This is a genomic window from Streptomyces montanisoli, assembly GCF_017813245.1.
Classification (GTDB): Bacteria; Actinomycetota; Actinomycetes; order Streptomycetales; family Streptomycetaceae; genus Streptomyces; species Streptomyces montanisoli.
The window spans coordinates 42,824-57,862 of record NZ_JAGIQL010000001.1 but is presented as its reverse complement, the minus strand read 5'-3'; the positions used below and the strand labels follow the sequence as shown (position 1 = coordinate 57,862).

Here is a 15,039-nt window from a genome sequence, read left to right as displayed (position 1 = left end):
ACATGTGGGGCACGGTGTCACGAGGTGACATCACCTACACTCTCGACATGGGACGGTGGAAACCCGGGGCCGGTGACCGGCTGCGCGAGGCAGCGCTCTCGCTCTATCTGGAGCGTGGCTTCGAGCAGACGATGGTGGCGGACATTGCCGAACGGGCGGGCGTCACCGCGCGCACGTTCTTCCGGTATTTCACCGACAAGCGCGAGGTGCTCTTCGACGATTACTCCGACCTGGAAGAGAAGGCGCTGGCCGCTCTCGACGGGGTGCCGGCCGGCACGTCAGCGCTGGATGCCGTCGCGGCCGTACTCGACACCGTGGCCCGGATGGTCGGTGGCGACCGTGAGCTCGCACGGAAGCGACAGACCGTGGTCATGGCCAACGCCGACCTCCGCGAACGCGAGTTGATCAAGCTCACATCCCTGTCGGCCGCCCTGGCCGACAGGTTGCGACAGGGAGGCATCGGCGACATCGATGCCAGCCTGGCCGCCGAGACCAGCATCGCCGTGTTCCGCGTCGCCTTCTCGCGATGGGTCACCGCCACCGACGATCAAGACTTGCAAGACATCATTCGTGAGACGTTGGACCGACTGCGGACCTTGTCCGCCGGCCGCTGAAGCACGTTCCAGCCCGCCCACGCCCAGCTCACCCAGGGCGCCGCCGATGCCGTAACGGCCATCGCGATGAACGTCCCGGCCGAGGCCGCCGCCGCACGCCCGGGCCACGCGCATGCCGCAGGAGTTGGGGGCTGCCCTCCACGCCACCGTCGGGCCCGGAACGAGGCTGGAGAACGGCTCCGAGTGGCGCGGGTGTTAGGTTGCCTTCCCGTGTCGAAGCATCAGGACGAGACCAGGGCGGCCTACGACGGTGTCGTCGATCTGTATGCCTCGATGTTCGCGGGCCAGTTGGAGACGCGACCGTTCGCGCGGAACATGATCGGCACGTTCGCCGAACTCGTGCGAGCCACCGGGAACCGGCGGGTGGCCGACGTCGGGTGCGGCCCCGGTCATCTGACCGCCATGCTGCACGACTTGGGGCTGGACGCCTTCGGGCTCGACCTCTCCCCTGCCATGGTCGCGCACGCCCGGCGGGCCCAGCCGGCGCTGCGGTTCGACGAAGCGCGCATGGAGGCCCTGCCGATCGAGGACGGTGCGCTCGGCGGAGTGCTGGCCCACTACTCCATGATCCACACCCCGCCTGACGAATTGCCCGCGCTACTCGCCGAGCAGGCGCGTGTTCTCGCGCCAGGGGGCCTGCTCCTGGTGTCCCTCTTCGGGACCGAGGGACCGGAGCCGGTCCGCTTCGACCACAAGGTGACGCCCGCCTACAGCTGGCCGGTGGACCGGTTCGCCGAACTGCTGGCCGGGGCCGGGCTCGTCACGTTCGCCCGGCTGCTCCACGATCCGGCGTCCGAGCGCGGTTTCCTCGACACCCATGTGCTGGCCCGCCGTCCCTAGAACATGGGTCGTGTGCACGCTCCTCACCACGCAGAAGGAAGACCCCGTCAGCCCCGCGGTCGGACTTGGACGAGAGCGCGAGTGCCGTTCGTGCGCCACGCCGCATCGGATCGTTCGAGTGCGTCCACCGTCGCCCGCGTCAGGCCGACGACGACGTCGGACTTCAGGATGCGAAGCGCAGCGACGGGCCCGGGGAAGTACGCGGTACGGTCCGCGAACGACGACGTCGCGTCCCACATGCGATCGCCCACCAAGCGGCGGTAGTTGAGATCGCCCTTGAGGACGGTGAGCGCGACGGACGCCAGCTCGCCTCGCAGGTCTCGCGGCATCTCCTCGTACGGCAGCGGCGCGCAGAAGAACGGGTGGGTGCGCACCTCCACGCGGTCTTCCGCCATGGCCGTCCACAGGCGTCGGCCGATCCGGCCTGCCTCACCGGGGGCCTCCACGAGGCGACGCAGGCAGTCGACTACATCCGCTGTCGTCGCGTCGGAGACGTAGTACGGGTAGGGCTTGACGTACAGCACCACCTTCTCGGCGTGCCGGTGTTCGAGAAGGTGGTCGATGAGGACCAGGTCAGGGATCAGTTCGCGTCCCGCGTTGTCCGCCACGACGGCGACGGTCGCCGGAGCGCCCGGCGCGCCCGGAGCGCCTGGAGCGCCCGCAGGCAGGAGCGACCACAGCGCGGCCGCGTCGTCCGCGGCCAGCCGCTCGTCGGCCTCGCTCGCCGCCGGCTCCCCCGCCGTGATGCGAAAGCCGAGGTCCGCGCGGTTGCCCCACAGCGCTGCCCGGAGCAAGGCCGTGGCCCGCTCGTCGGCCGGCGCGTCGGCGAGCGCGTCCAGCGCCCGCAGCTCCTCCTCGACCGCCGCTCCACGCAGCTCGGCCCGCTTGAACGGGGCGAACGGATCGATCCCCTGCCACGCTCCCGCGCTGAGGTGACCGAAGCAGCCGAAGCAGCCGAAGTACTCGACGGCTTCGAGGAGCCGACGGTAGAAGTAGCTTTCCGCCCAGAGGAACGGGGCGTCGAACCACGGTCGGCCGATGTGTTCGCGCCCCCAGTACGCCCACTGCTCGTGATCCTGTGCCGAGGGATCGAGTGGTTCGACGACACCGTTGGTGATCTCCTCAAGCAGGAGGTCGAGCGCCTTGTGCTGCCTGCGGCTGTACGGGAAGGCGTCTCGCACCTGCTCGATCAGGGCCGGGTGCCGCTCGGCCAGGACGCCCCGGGCGAACGAGCCGGGCCCGTTGCCCAGGATGACCGGCGCTCCGGCTGCGACGCCCTCGGAGCCGGAGCCGGAACCGGAACCGGAACCGGAGCTGTCGCCGGGCTCCTCGCCCGTGTCACGAGGCGTCCTTGCCGTCATGCCGTCCCAGCCCTTCACTCGCCGCGCGCGCGTACTTGATCACCAGGGCCACCACTGCCCGCGCCGTCAAGAATGCATGAGGATGACGGTCTTCCCCTTGCGCCGCTCGGTCGGGTTGAGCGCGGTGAGCGCGTCGTCCAGGGGTGTGACGTCGCCGATGTTCGTCCGCAGGCGTCCGTCCCGTACGCGCCGGACGATCTCACTCAGCTGTCCGCGGTCCGACTCGACGACGAAGTCGATGGCCAGGCCGTCGGCGGGGCGGGCCTCCGGTGGGCCGACGACCGTGACGAGTGTGCCTCCCGCTCGGATCAGGCCCGCGGATCGGCGCTGGATGTCGCCGCCGATGCCGTCGAAGACCAGGTCGACGCCGCCGACGTCCTCAAGGGTGTCGTTGGCGAGGTCGACGAACTCCTGCGCGCCGAAGTCGAGCGCCTTCTCGCGGTCGCCCGTCCGTCCCGTGCCGATGACGCACGCGCCGGCCTCACGCGCCAGTTGCGTCACCATCGTCCCGACCGCGCCGGCCGCGCCGTGCACGAGCACGCTCTGCCCCGCCCGGAGGCGGCCGTGGTCGAACAGGCCCTGCCATGCGGTCAGGCCGGAGATCGGCAGGCTCGCGGCCGTCGCGAAGTCGACGTCGCCCGGCAGCGGCGCGAGGTTGCGTGCTTCGACGGCCGCGTACTCGGCGAGTGTGCCGGGGCGGTGCCAGTCAGTGAGGCCGAACACCCGCTGGCCGACGGACAGGCCCGTGGTGCCGTAGCCGAGGGCGGTGACCACTCCGGCCAGCTCGTGACCGGGGATCGGCGAGGTGCGGTCGTGGCCGAGGCGGTCGGCCCAGGTCGACGGCCACTCCAGCTCGGTGGGGACGAATCCCGCCGCATGAACCCGCACGACGACGTCGTTGATCGCCGGTTCCGGATCGGGCTGCTGCGCAAGTGTCATCCCGGCCGTTCCCGCGGGCTGGTCTGTTACCACGATCGCCTTCATGGGGAGCACCTTCCTGCGTCCAAGCATTTTCTGGGCTACTAAGCCCATTTTTTGGAAGTGAACATCAACCAGTACTGGGCTGTCAAGCCCAAACTGGGGTTACCATGAAGTATGACCACCACTACGGCAGCTCCGGCGCCTCACACGCTCACGTCCAAGGGGCAGGCCACCCGTGCCCGCATCCTGGAGCAGGCCGCCGAGCTCATCTACACGAAGGGCGTCCACGCGACGAACAACGAGCAGATCCGCCGTGCCGCCGGCGTCAGCGGGTCACAGCTCAACCACTACTTCCCGACCAAGGAGAGTCTCGTCCTCGCCGTCATAGCCTGGCAGGCCGAACGCGTCCTCACGTTCCACCGCGGCGAGCGGTTCGGCCACTTCGACAGCATCGACGCGTTCCGGGAGTGGGCGGATCACTACGTCGCCTACGAGCGCGCCTACCAGGAGGGTTGCACGCTCGGCTCCCTCGCGAGCGAGATCATCAAGACGGACCTCGACGTCCACGAGCAACTCGCGGGCGAGTTCGACCAGTGGCGGGGGATTTTCCGCGACGGGCTCCAGCGGATGCAGCAGCTCGGCCGCCTCGACGCGGACGCCGATCCCACTCGGCTCGCGGGCCTTCTCCTGGCCGCGTTCCAGGGCGGCATGCTGCTTGCGCAGGTGGCCGGGAACAACGCTCCCCTGGCGGACGCGCTGGGGGCGGCCATCGACCACGTGCAGGCCCTCACGCCCTCTCAGCCGGACGCGTGACCGCGGTCGACGCGCGGGGGATGTCCCGCCCGCGCAACGCGGGACACGCGGGCGGGCCGCGCACGATGGTCCGTGCGCGGCCCGCCTCAGTGTGTTCTTCGTCAGTGCCCGAGGTCGCTCAGGAACTTCTTGGTGTACTCCAGCGACGTCGTGCTGGGGACCGAGTTGCACGTGGGGGACGCATACCCGCCGGAGCAGGGCGTGTCACGGTCCAGCGACCAGTAGTGCACGCCGGCAAGGCCGTTGCTGACCGCGTACGACGACAGCGTGTCCACGTCCGCGGCGGTGAAGGTCTCGCTGGTGGAGTCGTTCAGGCCGATCATCGGTGTGACGGCGATCTTGCTCGCCGGGATCCCGTAGGTGTGCTCGAGATTCTTCACGGCCTGGATCGCCGACTGCGCCATCTCACACTTGCCGGAGACGACGACGCACACACTGCTGGACGTCGAGGTGCCGAAGTCCATGGTCATCAGGTTGATGGCGTACTTGTTCAGGCCGGCGCCCTTCACCGCACGGACGACCTCGTCGCCGAGGGAGTTCACACCGCTGTAGCTGCCGTCGGACGCTCCCAGCGTGGCGAGCGTGAACGTGAACCGCAGGTTCGGGTACTGCGCCTGCGCTCCCGCCGCCGCGGCGACCAGGTTCTGGATGTCCGACGCACTCTGGCCCGCTTCGATGTCGAAGTCGATGCCGACGAGGTTCGGGCTGGCGTAGCGGGCGATGAACGACTCCATGCCCGCGGTCGAGGCGCACCTGAAGGTCCCGCCCGCGCCGCCGGTCGACACGACGTAGTCCAGGTTGGCGGCCTTGAGCTGGGGCACGTTCGCCGCTGCCCAGTTGGCGCCCGAGACGCCGCCCCAGGTCTCGCTGCCGCAGGTGCCGGTGGCGAACGCGAGCGTGAGCGCGGTCAGGTTCGGGACGTACTGCGACTTGAGGCTGCCGGAACCGACCACCGGGATGGGGGAGCCGGTCACGGCCGTCCGCATCTGGTTGGTGTTCCAGTTCATGTTGATGGTGACGTCTTTGTACGGGCTGAAGAGCAGGCCGCTCGCCGAACCCGTGCCGGTCCCGCCGCCTCCGCCGGTCCCGCCGCCTCCGTCGCCGCCGCCGCCTCCCGTGGAGCCGCCGGTGCACGAGCCGTTGGACGTCCAGGGCTGTCCGGAACCGGCTCCACCGTTGCTGGTCGCCGGGTCGTTGCCCTGGGTCCAGTAGTTGGCGGTGTAGTTGGTCCCGTTCTCGCTCGCCTGCTGACCGCCGGTGTAGACGGTGCCTGAACTCCACGCCGCGGCGCACGTGGTGGCCGCCTGCGCGGCCGGCGCCATGGCCGCCGCGAAGGCTGTGCCGCCGAGAGTCAGCCCGAGCGCCGAGCCGGCGACCAGAGCTTTGCGTAGAATCCGTCTTCCGACTCGCATGAACCCTCCAAGGATGAGAGGAGCTGTTGCGATTGCGGCACCTCGCTCAACCCGGGGGCCGGCAAGGCGGCCACTTTGCACGTGCTTGCACGTGGGTGAACGGAGTGGTCTCAACCACTGAGCGGATTGGTCAAGACCAATTTGTACGGCGAGTGAACAGCCCGGTCAAGACTTCAATAAAGTTGCATAATTAATTTGGCCGAATCGACAGGCGTCCTTTCGGTTATGGTTTCTCCGCAAAATTCACGGCATATGGCGACAGACCGCCAGCAGAGCCGATCACCCATTGGCGGTGAATGAGCGATTTGTTGTGATTTCGGCGAAGTCTCGACCCCTTGAGAGGGTCGAGTTTCGGCACGCGACGAGGCAGAGCGGGCCAGGCCCCGGCCGTGGGACGGCGCCCGGAGACCAGCGGCCGCGCGAGCGGCGGCCGCCACGGAAGCGGAGGAAGACGAGTCATGGAGCCCTACGAGATCACGCAGGAGCTGGCCGACGCCGACGAGTTGCTGAACCAGGCGTCGATGGCGCGGCTGGCGTACAACGGACTCGACGGGCTGCCACGCGTCGTCCCGATCGGGATCTTCTGGACCGGCGACGAGATCGTCATGTCCACCGCGGCCACGGCGCCCAAGGTGAAGGCGCTCTCCGCCCGTCCCGAGGTGGCCCTGACCATCGACGCCGGCGACCGCCCCGGCTCGGCGAAGACACTGTCGGTGCGCGGCGTCGTGCACCTCACCCTCGTCGACGGGGTGGTTCCGGAGTACCTGGCGGCCGCGCGGAAGAACTTCGACGCCGAGTACGCGGCCGAGTTCGAGCGGAATTGCCGGGCCATGTACGACCAAATGGCGCGTATCGCGGTGGAGCCGCGGTGGGCACGGTTCTACGACTTCGGCGCGGGACGCATTCCGCACTTTCTCGCCGAACTCGCCAGGAAGGCGAACGACGGAAGTGAGCATCGTGCGACTGAGTGAGCACGACGACTACTGGAGCGTCGGGGTCGAGGAAGCCGACGTCACGCGCGTCAGCTTCGACTTCGCCGTCACCTTTCTCGTGCGTTCCGAGTCGCTCTCGCTTGAGCTGCGGATTCAGGATTCTTTTGTCCTCGTGGACCCTGACGGTTCCGAGACGGTCATCGGCCCGGAGGGCGGACCCGAGCAGCTCGCGCCGGCCCTGTCGCTCCTGCACACGGGCCTCGTCCACCTGTATGCGTACAAAGACGGACGCCTCAAGGTCGAGTTGCAGGACGGGAGTTGGCTGCGTGTCAACGCTTCGGAGGAGTTCGAGCCCTGGGAGCTGACCGCCACAGATGGAACCCGGATCGTGTCCACTCCCGGCGACGGGCTTGCCGTGTGGACACGTCGATGAGGACGGCGGGAGGACTCCCGAAGTACAGCGCCCTCGGCAGGCGAGCGGACGATCAGGCGATCGGACGTCGGTCGAGTGCGGCGGCGATCGCTTTGGCCGGGGCCGTGGTCGGGCGTCCGATCAGGCGACGCAGGTCGCCGGAGTCGGTGAACAGCTCGTCTCGGCCCATGGCGAGGTCCGTGTCGACCAGAACGCGCGCCAGCGCGTCGGGCACGCCGCTCTGGCCCAGCACCCGGGCGAACTCGCCTGCCGCCAGGTCGGTGTACTCGATCCGCCGCCCCGTGGCGGACGAGACCTCCGTCGCCAACCCGGCCAGTGTGAACGCCTCGTCGCCACCCAGCTCGTACACCTTGCCGACATGGCCACCGCCGGCCAGCACGGCCGCCGCCGCGTCGGCGTAGTCGGCACGGATCGCGGCGCTGATCCTGCCCTCGCCGGCCGCCCCGACGATCGCTCCGGCCCGTAGCACGTCCGGGAGTTGGGCGGTGTAGTTCTCCAGGTACCAGCCGTTGCGCAGCATCACGCTGGGGGCGCGTTCCCGCAGGTACTCCTCCGTCGCCCAGTGGGTGGCGGCGAGGTCGGTGGTGGACGTGTCCGCCCGCAACATGCTCGTATACGCGATCAGCGACACACCGGCCGTCACCGCGGCGTCGATGGCGCGACGGTGGTTGCCGACCCGCTCGTCAACGGTCGTCGTGGAGATGAGCAGCAACTTGTCCGCGCCCTCGAAGGCCGCGGGGAGGCTGTCCGGCTCGGCGAAGTCGGCCTGGCGCACCACGATGCCGCGGTCGACGAAGCCCTTGAGCCTGGTGACGTCACGGCTGGTCGCGACGATGCCTGAGGCGGGCACTCCGCGGGCGAGCAGCGCCTCGACGGTGAGCCTGCCCAGCTGTCCGGATGCTGCGGTGACAACGATCGACATGGTGGTCGCCCCTTTCCACCGCGGACTTTCCGCGGCTTGAAACCCAGGATGACCTGGTCACTCTCCTTCGGTAAGGACGCACTTCGCGGTAAGGTGGCCACCCTGGCGAAAGGATCGAGGTGAGGTTCGTGGCGACCACCGAAGATGTGATCGAGCCCATACCGTCGCGGGACCCCTACACGCGTGGCTGCCCCTCGCGCGACCTGCTCGACCAGATCGGCAGCAAGTGGGCGGTGCTGGTGCTGGGTGAGCTCGGCAGGCACGGTCCGTGCCGCTTCACCCAACTGCGGCAGCGGCTGGCGGGGGTGAGCGAGAAGATGCTCACCCAGACCCTGCGCACGCTCGAACGCGACGGGCTCGTCCTGAGGACGGTGTACGCGGAGGTCCCGATCCGCGTGGAGTACGCGCTGACACCGCTGGGCCAGACGCTGCGAGGCCCGTTGAAGGCGCTCACGGAGTGGTCGGTGCGGCACGTCGAGGACGTCATCGCCGCACGCGACGAGTACGACGAGCGGCCCGGAAAGCGGTAGCGCACGATGTCGCCGCCCCCTTCGGGGCCCGAGTGCGGGAACGGCGCGAGCGGAAGGGGAGGTTGCCGATGGGGTCGCCAATGGCTGACGAGACGATCGGCATTGTCGGCGCCGGCATCGTGGGGCTGGCGGTCGGGCGCGAGATCGCGCTGCGCCGGCCGGGCACGCGGGTCGTGGTGTTCGAGAAGGAGCAGCGCGTCTCGCTGCACCAGACGGGCCACAACTCGGGTGTGGTGCACGCCGGGATCTACTACGCGCCGGGCAGCCTGAAGGCGGAGCTGTGCGTACGCGGGGTCGCGCTGCTGCGCGAGTACTGCCAGGAACGCGCGGTGCCGTACCGGGAGATCGGCAAACTCGTGGTCGCGGTCCGCGAGGACGAACTGGGCCGCATGGAGAACCTCTACGAGCGGGCAAGGAACAACCACGTCCCCGAGTTGCGACGGGTCTCCCGCGAGGAGATCAGGGAGCTGGAACCGCACGCGGGCGGCGTCGCGGCCCTGTACTCACCGCGCACCGCGATCACCGACTACCCGGCGGTGGCCGAGGAGTTCGCCAAGGACATCGCCGGCGCGGGCGGCGAGGTGAAGCTCGGCTTCCCCGTCACCGGCATCGACGAGGTGAGGGGCGGGCGCGGCGGCATCGAGGTGTCGTCCGGAACCCAACGGGCGCGGGTACGGGTGGACCGGCTGATCCTGTGCGCCGGCCTCCAGTCCGACCTGGTCGCCGCGCTCGCCCGGGACGCGCGCGAACCGCGGATCGTCCCTTTCCGAGGCGAGTACCTGCTACTGAAGCCGGAGCGCGCACACCTCGTGCGCGGGCTCATCTACCCGGTGCCCGACCCGCGTTACCCTTTCCTCGGCGTCCACTTCACGCCCCGGGTCGACGGATCGGTCGAGGTGGGACCCAACGCCGTGCTGGCCCTGGCCAGGGAGGGCTACCGGCTCGGCACGGTGTCGCCGAAGGACCTGCTGGGCTTGGCCGCCTACCCCGGCGCCTGGCGGATGGCCGCACGGCACTGGCGCACGGGCCTCAGGGAGTACCGCGGCTCGCTCTCGGTGCGCGCCTTCATGCGGGACGCGGGCCAGTACGTCCCTGGCATCGGCGCCCCGGACGTGGCGCGCGGCGGGGCGGGCGTACGCGCCCAGGCGCTGGACCGCGACGGGACGCTCGTCGACGACTTCCGCATCCATCGGCTCGGCCGGATCACCGCGGTACGCAACGCGCCGTCGCCGGCCGCGACGGCGTCGATGGCCATCGCCGAGCACATCGTCACGACAGTGTTCGGCAAGCGCTGACGCGGTACCGGCCCCCACTTGGCCACGCACTGGCGTGCCACACAACGGCGAGCCGGAGCGGCTCACGCGGCGGCGAGCTCGCACCACACGACCTTCCCCGCGCTGCCGTCCCGTGCCAGCTGATGCCACCCCCAGAGGTCGGCGCACGCCCGCACCAGCCCCAGGCCCCGCCCTTCCTCCGCCTCCACCACTCGCTGCAGCGGCACGGGCGGCTCTGGCGGCTCGGAGTCGGCGTCCCAGGCGCCGATCCGCAGCACACCCGCCGCCCAGCGAACGCGCAGTGCCGCCGGGCCCTTGGTGTGTCGTACGGCGTTGGACACCAGCTCGGTCGCGAGAAGTTCGGCGGTGTCGACCAGGCGGATCAGGCCGTGCATGGTGAGGATGAGACGGAGGGTGCGACGGCTGATGGTGACGGCGCGCAGGTCGTTGGGGATGTAGAGGCAGTACTCCCAGGACTCGGTCACGTTTTCGGACATGCGTCAGCTCCGTTTCGGGGTGGGCACGTGGTTGCGGTTCAAGCGGTGGCATTGCCGCAGCCGTCGATGACACGACGGAGCGGTGCACTTCCGCTGCGTGTGCGTTGCGTCACCGACAGTAGGGTATAAATTTGCACCCGTGCAACCGGCCCGCATAATCTGAGCTCGAACGGGTTCCCAACGCCAACGCGCCCTGAAGGTGAGGAGAAGGCCATGCCGCCCAGGCTGCAACCCACTGCACGCCAGGTTCGCCTGGGGGCTGAACTGCGGAAACTACGTGAGGCCGCTGGATTCAAGGCCCGTGAGGCCGCGGCGCTGCTCGGTTCCAACTCGGTCCAGATGAGTCACATCGAGTCGGGGGCCACCGGCGTCAGCGAGGAACGCGTGCGACGACTTGCCGCTCATTGCAGTTGCGCTGACGAGGAGTTGATTTCAGCTCTGGTGGCGATGGCGACCGAACGTACGCGCGGATGGTGGGAGGCCTACCGCGATCTGCCAAAGGCGTTCCTCGATCTCGCTGAGTTGGAGCACCACGCCGGCTACCGCTGGGACGTCGAGTTCCTGCACGTACCAGGCCTGCTGCAGACGGAGGACTATGCCCTCGCCCTCTTCTCATTCGTCAACCCGGAACTACCAAGAAGCGATGTGGAGCGATGGGTGGAACACCGGATGAGGCGCACAGTCATCATCGATCGGCCCGACCCGATCCCGTACGAAGCGGTGATCCACGAGGCAGCGCTGCGCATCAGGGTCGGCGACCGAGGCGCTGCAAGGGCCCAGCTCACGCGCGTCCTTGAACTCTCTGAAGCCGACCACATCACCGTACGGGTCATCCCCTTCGACTTGGACGGCTTCGCCGGAGCGGGAAGCGCCATGGTGTACGCGGGCGGCCCGGTCCCCAAGCTGGACACTCTCGGCATCGACGGACCCAATGAGCACAGGTTCGTCGACGCAGAGAGTCAACTCGCTCGCTATCGAGCCCTTTTCCGTAGGGTAGAAGCTGCATCACTCGAACCCACGCGTTCGCGTGACCTCATCCTCCGAATGGCGAAGGAGCTGTGAGCCCATGAACACCCCAGATATCTGGCAGAAGTCGTCGTACTCCGGTGGTGGCGAGGGCAACGCCTGCGTAGAGGTTGCACACCGCCGAAGCCACGTAGCCATCCGCGACTCGAAGGCCCCGGCCCAGGCCGCTCTGTCCGTCCCGGCGGGATCCTTCACCACGTTCGTCGAGGCCCTGAAGGCAACGCCTTCTCAGACATGACGATCGACGCGGGCAGGTAGAAACCCCACTCCAAGCTCTGCGTGCCCCGGTGGCCGTCCAGGCTCGGCACTGGGGCGCCGGCTCGGTCCGCCGTTGGGCAGCTCTCGGAGAGCACCATCTGCCCGCGCCGGCCGGTCGCCCGCGTAACGAGCCGGCGATGGTGGGACGAGGGTTCCGACAAGCTGTGCCCGCCAAGCCGCGGCCCGGCAACCCGTGTCAGGCCTTCACTGTGGCGGGCAAGCCCGCCCTGCCTCAACGGCGAGAGTGATCTGCTCGGCCACTTCCTCCGCGGGCTCATGCTCCCAGAACCTCATCACGGTCCATCCCTCGGCGACCAGATGGTCCGTGGTCTCCCGGTCCCGCGAAGCGTTTCGATCGAGCTTCGCCCGCCACCACTGAGCGTTCGCACGTGGACTCGTGGCGTGCTCAGGGCAGCCGTGCCAGAAGCAACCGTCGAAGAAGACCGCTATCCGCGCCTTGCCGAAGACGACATCCACCGTCCTGCGCCGCATACCCGGCACAGGCACGTGGAGGCGGTACCGGAGGCCCCGGCGGTGCAGCAGCCTGCGCACGGCCAGCTCCTGCGCTGTGTCGCGGGACGACTGGCGACTCATTCGCGCTGCCACGGCGGGTGACGATGCTGTCGGGGCCATGCCTCCAGTTTCCCATCGCAGCCCCTTCGGAGCGCCGGCGCGCGATTCCGAGACCGCTGGACGGCTCGTAGCGGGCGGCCGGGAGCTGCCGCGCTTCTGGGAGTATGAGGGGCCGCATGGCCGTGGCTCCTTTCGCGGTGGCGGTGGAGCGGCGGAAGGTTCATCGGGGGCGGGGGAGGAATCGTTGAGCGGACTGAGCTTCGTCGATGTGTGCTCGGGAGCGGGCGGACTCGCTCTGGGACTGGAACGAGCGGGCTTCACGCCCCGGCTGCTCCTGGACAACGAGTCGTCTGCCTGCGACACGCTCAATGCCAACCGGCCGCATTGGAACGTGCTGAAGGCGGACCTTCTCGACTTCGACCCCGTGGATCACCCCGAGGTGTACGACGTCGATCTGCTGGCCGCTGGGCTACCCAGGGTGAAGTCGAGCGCGTCAGTGACGCGCCAGTCGTCGGACACCGAGTTGCGGCTCATCGAGGCGACCGCGTACCTCGTGCACGCCGTCCAACCACGCGCACTGATCATCGAAAACGTGCCCACGCTGGTCGACCAGGACTCCCTGGCGCCCGTACGGGACTTCCTCCACAAGGAACTGGAGCACCTCGGCTATGAGCTGACATGGTTCATCCTGAACGCCTCCGACTTCGCAGTGCCCCAGGACCGTATGCAAGGGGTCCTCGTGGCCGTGAAGCAGCAGTGGGCAAGTGCTTTCCGACCGCCCCGTCCCATCGCCCACGAGCACGTATCGGTCGGAGAGGCACTGGCACCGTCGATGCGTTCCCGCGGCTGGCGGGACGCCGACCGTTGGGTGGCCCAGGCAACGAGTGTGGCGCCGACCTTGGTGGGCGGATCCAAGACGCACGGAGGTCCTGACTTCGGGCCGAGCGGCACAAAGGCCAAGTGGAGACGTATGGGCGTCTACACGAAGTCGTTCGGGAACGAGCCGCCGGGCCCCGACTTCACGTGGGATCCGTCACTCGGGGACGACGGACTGGTGAGGATCACGGTGGACCAGACCGCCCTGCTCCAGGGCTTCCCCGAAGCGTGGCGGATCTCCGGTCTCAAGACCGCCCGATACCGTCAGATCGGGCACGCGACCCCACCGCCGGTCGGAGAGTCGTTGGGACGAGCCGTGGCCGAAGCGTTGAACAGGGATCCTGGGACCCGCACGGCCGGCTAGACTTCGGCCACATGACCAGCTCGGCGCACCATCAGCCCATCCTCGACAAGCCCTTTGTCCTGGATCTCTTCGCGGGGCCCGGAGGGCTGGATGTCGCCGGCCACACGCTCGACATCCCGAGTCTCGGTATCGAGTGGGACAGAAGTGCGTGCCTCACGCGATACGCGGCCGGCCTGGACACGCTCCACGCCGACGTGGGCGCCGTACGCAGAGATTCCTTCGAGACGCTGCCGCCGGAGATCAACGTACTCGCGGGCGGTCCTCCGTGCCAGACCTACTCGGTGGCCGGGCACGGCGCCGGACGCCAGGCCTTGGACCGGGTCAGGGGGTACATCGAGAGGCTGATGGCGGGTGAATCCGACCGGGACATCGACGAGGACCTGAAGAGTCTCACCGATCCGCGTACCGCGTTGGTCCTCGAGCCTCTCCGTTACGCGGTTCAAGCAACCCGGAGCCCGCGTCGGGAGCACCGTCCGTACGACGTCATCGTCCTGGAACAGGTCCCCGCGGTGGCACCGCTCTGGGAGCACTACGCCAAGGTGCTGGAGGAGACAGGGCTCCCCGACGGGACCAGGTACAAGGTCGTCGTCGACACTCTCGCCACCGAGACCTACGGGGTGCCCCAGACGCGATCCCGCGCTGTACTGATCGCTCGACGTGAAGGGCTCGGCAAGCCCTCGCTCCCCGCCCCGACCCATCGTGCCTACGAGGCGAAGGAATGGAATCGGAAGAACGGAACGAGCGAACCCGGTCAGGCCGCGGACCAGCCGCGTCAGCCGTCTCTCGACGAGGACACCACTGTGTCGAGGAACGACGCGGACCTACTGCCCTGGAGATCGATGCGGGACGCCATTGCGAGGCCGGTGGGCTCGCATCCGGGGCGTGACACTCCCTTCCTGGTCCGCTCGAACTACGGAAGTTCCGGGAACCCGGGGAGGCGAGGAGTGCGGACCGACCAGCAGCCCGCCACGACCGTCACAGGCCGCATCTCCCGCTTCGTGGTCTTCCAGCACCTCGACGAAAAGATCGTCTACGAGGGCTCGCGGTTCAGCATGAACGAGGCGGGGATGCTGCAGAGCTTCCCGCCGGACTATCCGTGGTCCGGGACGGCGCAGGCCCAGCAGGTGGGCAACGCCGTGCCGCCCCTGTTCGGCACATACCTGCTGAGCGCCGCCCTGGGGCTCCCCCAGCCGGACCCGGAGGCATTGAGGAAACCATGGCAGCCGGCCACGGAGGAACAGCGTGCCAAGCTTCGCGGCAACGGTTGCGGGGCCGCCGACACCTGCACCGACAGGTGCCCGCGCCCCGAGGACCAGGTTCCGCCCCCTTCCTCCGTGCGCCCTCGTCAGAGCAGGGGCAAGAAGGTGTCGGCAGAGTAGACCCAGCACGGCCC

At 68.8% G+C, this 15,039-nt stretch carries 17 protein-coding genes; 11 read left to right on the top strand and 6 right to left on the bottom strand.

Features of this window, described 5'->3' with window-relative positions; all coding sequences use genetic code 11:
- Positions 1–47: 47 nt before the first annotated feature.
- Positions 48–614: a TetR family transcriptional regulator gene (locus JFN87_RS00250; RefSeq protein ID WP_209337720.1), complete on the top strand. Its 567-nt coding sequence runs from the start codon at positions 48–50 to the stop codon at positions 612–614.
- A gap of 210 nt (positions 615–824) precedes the next feature.
- On the top strand, positions 825–1,454 hold the full coding sequence (locus JFN87_RS00245; protein WP_209337719.1) for a class I SAM-dependent methyltransferase: 630 nt from the start codon (positions 825–827) through the stop codon (positions 1,452–1,454).
- A gap of 47 nt (positions 1,455–1,501) precedes the next feature.
- Here the strand turns inward: JFN87_RS00245 and JFN87_RS00240 are convergent, their stop codons facing one another.
- Complete coding sequence (locus tag JFN87_RS00240) at positions 1,502–2,815, bottom strand: damage-control phosphatase ARMT1 family protein (RefSeq protein WP_209337718.1); 1,314 nt, start codon at positions 2,813–2,815, stop codon at positions 1,502–1,504.
- A gap of 66 nt (positions 2,816–2,881) precedes the next feature.
- Entirely contained in the window at positions 2,882–3,799 is a 918-nt protein-coding gene (locus JFN87_RS00235) for an NADP-dependent oxidoreductase (RefSeq protein ID WP_209337717.1), read from the bottom strand.
- 111 nt (positions 3,800–3,910) lie between these two features.
- Between JFN87_RS00235 and JFN87_RS00230 the strand changes: the two genes are divergently transcribed.
- Positions 3,911–4,549: a TetR/AcrR family transcriptional regulator gene (locus JFN87_RS00230; RefSeq protein ID WP_209337716.1), complete on the top strand. Its 639-nt coding sequence runs from the start codon at positions 3,911–3,913 to the stop codon at positions 4,547–4,549.
- 101 nt (positions 4,550–4,650) lie between these two features.
- Here JFN87_RS00230 and JFN87_RS00225 read toward each other — a convergent pair whose 3' ends face one another.
- Positions 4,651–5,961, bottom strand: coding sequence for a carbohydrate-binding protein (locus tag JFN87_RS00225; RefSeq protein ID WP_209337715.1), 1,311 nt, complete (start codon positions 5,959–5,961; stop codon positions 4,651–4,653).
- 458 nt (positions 5,962–6,419) lie between these two features.
- On the opposite strand from JFN87_RS00225, the gene JFN87_RS00220 reads away from it, so the two are divergent.
- Positions 6,420–6,932, top strand: a complete 513-nt coding sequence (locus tag JFN87_RS00220; protein ID WP_209337714.1) for a pyridoxamine 5'-phosphate oxidase family protein — start codon at positions 6,420–6,422, stop codon at positions 6,930–6,932.
- Positions 6,919–7,326: a DUF6188 family protein gene (locus tag JFN87_RS00215; protein ID WP_209337713.1), complete on the top strand. Its 408-nt coding sequence runs from the start codon at positions 6,919–6,921 to the stop codon at positions 7,324–7,326. Before JFN87_RS00220 ends, JFN87_RS00215 begins: the two co-directional genes overlap by 14 nt.
- 52 nt (positions 7,327–7,378) lie before the next feature.
- On the opposite strand, the gene JFN87_RS00210 is transcribed toward JFN87_RS00215, so the two are convergent.
- The gene (locus tag JFN87_RS00210; protein ID WP_209337712.1) at positions 7,379–8,248 is read right to left on the bottom strand and encodes an SDR family oxidoreductase; all 870 of its coding nucleotides are present in this window, start codon (positions 8,246–8,248) and stop codon (positions 7,379–7,381) included.
- A 128-nt stretch (positions 8,249–8,376) separates the two neighbouring features.
- Here JFN87_RS00210 and JFN87_RS00205 point away from each other — a divergent pair, with 128 nt between their 5' ends.
- Positions 8,377–8,778, top strand: a complete 402-nt coding sequence (locus JFN87_RS00205; protein ID WP_209337711.1) for a winged helix-turn-helix transcriptional regulator — start codon at positions 8,377–8,379, stop codon at positions 8,776–8,778.
- 80 nt (positions 8,779–8,858) lie between these two features.
- Positions 8,859–10,073, top strand: a complete 1,215-nt coding sequence (gene lhgD, locus JFN87_RS00200; protein WP_209337710.1) for an L-2-hydroxyglutarate dehydrogenase — start codon at positions 8,859–8,861, stop codon at positions 10,071–10,073.
- A 62-nt stretch (positions 10,074–10,135) separates the two neighbouring features.
- Here lhgD and JFN87_RS00195 read toward each other — a convergent pair whose 3' ends face one another.
- A complete protein-coding gene (locus JFN87_RS00195; protein WP_209337709.1) occupies positions 10,136–10,549 on the bottom strand; it encodes an ATP-binding protein in 414 nt (137 codons plus the stop codon).
- Positions 10,550–10,762: 213 nt separating this feature from the next.
- Here JFN87_RS00195 and JFN87_RS00190 point away from each other — a divergent pair, with 213 nt between their 5' ends.
- The gene (locus JFN87_RS00190; RefSeq protein WP_209337708.1) at positions 10,763–11,611 is read left to right on the top strand and encodes a helix-turn-helix domain-containing protein; all 849 of its coding nucleotides are present in this window, start codon (positions 10,763–10,765) and stop codon (positions 11,609–11,611) included.
- 4 nt (positions 11,612–11,615) lie between these two features.
- Positions 11,616–11,813: a DUF397 domain-containing protein gene (locus JFN87_RS00185; RefSeq protein WP_209337707.1), complete on the top strand. Its 198-nt coding sequence runs from the start codon at positions 11,616–11,618 to the stop codon at positions 11,811–11,813.
- Positions 11,814–12,037: 224 nt separating this feature from the next.
- Here JFN87_RS00185 and vsr read toward each other — a convergent pair whose 3' ends face one another.
- A complete protein-coding gene (gene vsr, locus JFN87_RS00180; RefSeq protein WP_209337706.1) occupies positions 12,038–12,427 on the bottom strand; it encodes a DNA mismatch endonuclease Vsr in 390 nt (129 codons plus the stop codon).
- Positions 12,428–12,650: 223 nt separating this feature from the next.
- Here vsr and JFN87_RS00175 point away from each other — a divergent pair, with 223 nt between their 5' ends.
- Both JFN87_RS00175 and JFN87_RS00170 read left to right on the top strand, forming a co-directional pair.
- Complete coding sequence (locus JFN87_RS00175; protein ID WP_245178500.1) at positions 12,651–13,646, top strand: DNA cytosine methyltransferase; 996 nt, start codon at positions 12,651–12,653, stop codon at positions 13,644–13,646.
- Positions 13,647–13,657: 11 nt separating this feature from the next.
- Positions 13,658–15,025 carry a DNA cytosine methyltransferase gene (locus tag JFN87_RS00170; RefSeq protein WP_209337705.1) on the top strand — a complete coding sequence of 456 codons (1,368 nt, stop codon included), beginning with the start codon at positions 13,658–13,660 and terminating at the stop codon, positions 15,023–15,025.
- Positions 15,026–15,039: the final 14 nt, after the last annotated feature.